The 3,756-nt window shown below is 73.3% G+C and carries 5 protein-coding genes; 4 read left to right on the top strand and 1 reads right to left on the bottom strand.

Annotated features, from left to right (window positions below):
- The 4 genes from K2X24_RS05905 to K2X24_RS05890 all read left to right on the top strand — a co-directional run.
- Positions 1–486, top strand: a 486-nt coding sequence (locus K2X24_RS05905; protein ID WP_292495626.1) for an LLM class flavin-dependent oxidoreductase, incomplete at its 5' end; no start/stop codon positions are given.
- The gene (locus K2X24_RS05900; protein ID WP_292495623.1) at positions 486–1,442 is read left to right on the top strand and encodes an ABC transporter substrate-binding protein; all 957 of its coding nucleotides are present in this window, start codon (positions 486–488) and stop codon (positions 1,440–1,442) included. The genes K2X24_RS05905 and K2X24_RS05900, both read left to right, overlap by 1 nt.
- A gap of 29 nt (positions 1,443–1,471) precedes the next feature.
- Complete coding sequence (locus K2X24_RS05895) at positions 1,472–2,008, top strand: cupin domain-containing protein (RefSeq protein WP_292495620.1); 537 nt, start codon at positions 1,472–1,474, stop codon at positions 2,006–2,008.
- A gap of 14 nt (positions 2,009–2,022) precedes the next feature.
- Positions 2,023–2,985, top strand: coding sequence for an aliphatic sulfonate ABC transporter substrate-binding protein (locus K2X24_RS05890; RefSeq protein ID WP_292495618.1), 963 nt, complete (start codon positions 2,023–2,025; stop codon positions 2,983–2,985).
- Between the two features lie 63 nt (positions 2,986–3,048).
- Here the strand turns inward: K2X24_RS05890 and K2X24_RS05885 are convergent.
- On the bottom strand, positions 3,049–3,756 hold a 708-nt coding region (locus K2X24_RS05885; RefSeq protein ID WP_292495616.1), incomplete at its 5' end, for a LysR substrate-binding domain-containing protein.

Genomic DNA, 3,756 nt, shown 5'->3' with positions numbered 1-3,756 from the left:
GATCAGGTCCGCGAGGCGATTCGGACGGTCCGCGCGGCGGCGGCCCCGCACGGGCGCGACCCGCGCTTCAGCCTGTCGTTCCGGCCGATTCTGGCCGACACCGAGGAGGCCGCCTGGGCGCGGGCGGAGGACATCCTGGCCCGCACCCGCGCCACCCGGGCCGCGCAGGGGCTCGGGCCCGCGGCCGCCCCGCAGAACGAGGGCTCGCGCCGGCTGCTGGCGGCGGCCGCGCAGGGGAACCGCCTCGACGCGCGCCTCTACACCGCCATCGCGCGGGAGACCGGGGCCTCGGGCAATTCCACCGCCCTCGTGGGCACGCCCGAGCAGGTCGCCGAGGCGTTGCTCGCCTATCACGACCTCGGGGTGCGCACCTTCCTGATCCGCGGCTTCGATCCGCTGGAGGATGCCATCGCGTATGGCCGCGACCTGATCCCGGCCGTCCGCCGGCTGCTGGCCCGGCGCGGCTCCCGAGCGGAGGCGGCGTGATGCGTTTCCGCCTCGCGGTCCTCGCGCTCCTCGCCCCGACATTGGTGGCCCTCGCGGGGCTCGCCCGCGCCGACGAGACGGTGCTGCGCGTCGGCGACCAGCGCGGCAACGCCCGCGCACTGATGGAGGCGGCCGGCGTGCTGGCCGACCTGCCCTACCGCCTCGACTGGAGCGAGTTCCCCGCCGCGGCGCCGCTGCTGGAGGCGCTCAATGCCGGGGCGATCGATGCCGGCGGGGTCGGCGACGCGCCCTTCACCTTCGCGGCGGCCGCCGGGGTGCCGGTGAAGGCGTACCTCGCCTTCCGCAACCGGCAGGACGGCCTCGCGATCCTGGTCGGCAAGGATTCGCCGATCCGGTCCGTCTCCGACCTGAAGGGGAAGAGCATCGCCACGAATCGCGGCTCCATCGGCCATCAGGTCGTGCTCGCGGCGCTGGAAGAGGCGGGCCTGCCGGCGAGCGCCGTGACCCTGCGCTTCCTGCCGCCGGCGGATGCCAAGATCGCGCTCGCCAGCGGCAGCGTCGATGCCTGGGCGACCTGGGAGCCCTACACCTCCACCGCCGAGCTCGCCGGCCTCGCCCGGGTGGTGCGGGACGGCAACGGCATCACTCCGGGCCTGAGCTTCGCGGTGGCGAGCGACGCTGCGCTGAAGACCAAGCGGGCGCAGCTCGCCGATTTCGGCCGGCGCCTCGTGGCGGCGCGGGACTGGGCCCTGAAGGATCCCGCCCCCTACGCCGCCGCCTGGTCGAAGCTCATCGGCCTGCCCGAGGCGGTGCCCCTGCGCTGGTTCGCGCGGGCCCAGTACCGGGCCGTTCCGATCGACGACGCCGTGATCGCCGACGAGCAGCGCAACATCGACCTCTACGTGCGCGCGGGCCTCATCCCGGCGGGCCGCGCGCCGAAGGCCGAGGCGATCCTCGATCGCAGCTTCGAACCGGGCGCGGCTGCGGTACGATAGGCCGCCACCCAAAGCGCGAGAGGCGATCCATGCACGGCGACCACGACCATCTCCACCCGCACGACGATCATGCCCACCACCCCGACGACCACGCGCACGCGGCACCGGCCGAGCGCTGGAAGCACGACGGCGTGCGGGTGATCCCGGGCGACAAGCTCGACGCCAACACGGCCCAGACGCCGGGCATGTTCCGGCAGGCGGCGATCAACCATGCCCGCGTCGGCGCCCAGAAGATCTGGGCCGGCACCGTGGCGATCGCCCCCGACGCCAAGACTGGCGTCCACCACCACGGCGCCCTGGAGAGCGTGATCTACGTGGTCTCCGGCCGCGCCCGCATGCGCTGGGGCGACCGGCTCGAATACGTGGCCGAGGCCGGCCCCGGCGATTTCATCTTCGTGCCGCCTTACGTGCCGCACCAAGAGATCAACGCCGATCCGGACCAGCCCCTGAACTGCGTCCTGGTACGCTCCGACAACGAGGCCGTGGTGGTCAACATCACCGATGTCGAGCCCGTCGAGCGGCCCGAGACCGTCCACTGGGTCGACCCGATCCACAAGCATCCCTGACGAGACCCGACGCCATGATCCATCGCCGCCACGCCTTGCGCGCCGCCGCCGGTCTGAGCCTCCTCGCCCTGGTGCCCGGCGCCGGGCGGGCCGCCGATGCGGACAGGCTCCGCATCGGCTTCCAGAAATCCTCGACGCTGATCGCGCTGCTGAAGGAGGATGCCGCCCTGGAGAAGGCCCTGGCGCCGCTGAACGTCACGGTCTCGTGGCACGAGTTCACCAGCGGCCTGCCGATCATGGAGGCGCTCAATGCCGGGCAGATCGACGTGTCGGCGGATGTCGCCGACACCGTGCCGATCTTCGCCCAGGCGGCCCAGGCGCGGATCACCTACGTGGCCCAGGAGGCGGCCTCGCCGACCGCGCAGGCGATCCTGGTCGCGGCCGATTCGCCGATCCGGTCGGTGGCCGACCTCAAGGGCCGCAAGGTCGCGGTGACCAAGGGCGCCGGCAGCCACTACCTGCTGCTGGCGGCTCTCGCGGCGGAGAAGCTCCCCTTCAAGGCGATCAGCCCGGCCTATCTCACGCCCTCGGACGGCCGCGCGGCGCTCGCCAGCGGCAGCGTCGAGGCCTGGGTCGCCTGGGACCCGTTCCTGTCGGCGGCCGAGCGGCAGACGGGCGCCCGGACCCTGCGCGACGGTACGGGCCTGTCCCAGTACAAGCGCTACTATCTGGCCGGTGCCGACTACGCGACGCGGCGCGCCGACGTGCTGGCGATCCTGTTCGGCAGGCTGCGCGAGACCGGCGCCTGGGTGAAGGCCGACCCGGAGGCCGCCGCCGCCCGCCTCGGCGCCCTGTGGAAGCTCGACCCGGCCATCGTCGCCCAGGCGAACGCCCGGCGCAGCTACGCCGTTGAGCCGGTGACCCGCGAAGGCCTCGCCGAGCAGCAGACCATCGCGGAGGCCTTCCGCGCCGAGGGCCTGCTGCCCCGCCCCGTCGATGCGGCGGCGCTTCCGATCTGGCTGCCACCCGCCCTCTGATGCGGTTTCCGGCTGGATCGGAGCCGCGTTCGGCGCCCGACGCATCGGTACGCCGAACGCGCCTCAGGCGACGGCCTCCAGGGCGAGAAGGCCCTCGACGAACCGCGTGGCCGGCCCCGACAGCGCGGAGAAATCGCGGGCGTAGAGGTTGAGGGCACTCACCGCCCAGGCGTCGGTGAGTTCGGCCGCGTGCAGGTGGCGCTCGCCCAGAGCCCGGAAGGCGCCCTCGGCCATCACGCCGATGCCCATGCCGCATTCGATCATCCGGCACATGGCCGAGAGGCTGTCGACCTCGACCCGCTGACGCAGGGCGCGCCGCGCCTCGCGGGCGACCCGGTTTAGATGGATCTGGACGGTGCTGCTGCCGCGCATGCCGACCTGCTCGAAATCCAGGGCCTCGGCGTAGGCGACGTGGCTGCGCGCCGCCAGCGCATGCCCCTGCGGCATGACGAGGACGAGGCGCTCGATGCGGTAGGGACGCGCCGCCAGGGGATGGCCGGGCTCGCAGGCGCCGCAGATACCGAGATCCGCCTCACCCTCGATCACGTCCTGCGCCACGGTGCGGCTGCTGCGCTGGCGCAGGTCGATGCGGATGTCGGGATGCGCCCGGGCGAAGCGGGCCATATCGCCGGGCAGGAACTGCTCCACCGCCGAGGCGCTGGCGCTGAGGCGGACGCGGCCGCGCACCCCGTGGGCGAATTCGGACAGGTCGCTGCGCAGTTGCTCCACGTTCAGCAGGATCGTCAGGGCGTGCTGGCGCAGCTGGTCGCC

It is taken from the genome of Methylobacterium sp. (genome assembly GCF_019750675.1).
Lineage (GTDB): Bacteria > Pseudomonadota > Alphaproteobacteria > Rhizobiales > Beijerinckiaceae > Methylobacterium.
The sequence above is the reverse complement of the archived record's forward strand: the minus strand, read 5'-3'. Positions and strand labels throughout refer to the sequence as shown.

Coding starts and splice junctions, on each gene's coding strand:
- K2X24_RS05900 (WP_292495623.1), top strand. CDS start 486: ATGCGTTTCCGCCTCGCGGTCCTCGCGCTCCTCGCCCCGACATTGGTG.
- K2X24_RS05895 (WP_292495620.1), top strand. CDS start 1,472: ATGCACGGCGACCACGACCATCTCCACCCGCACGACGATCATGCCCAC.
- K2X24_RS05890 (WP_292495618.1), top strand. CDS start 2,023: ATGATCCATCGCCGCCACGCCTTGCGCGCCGCCGCCGGTCTGAGCCTC.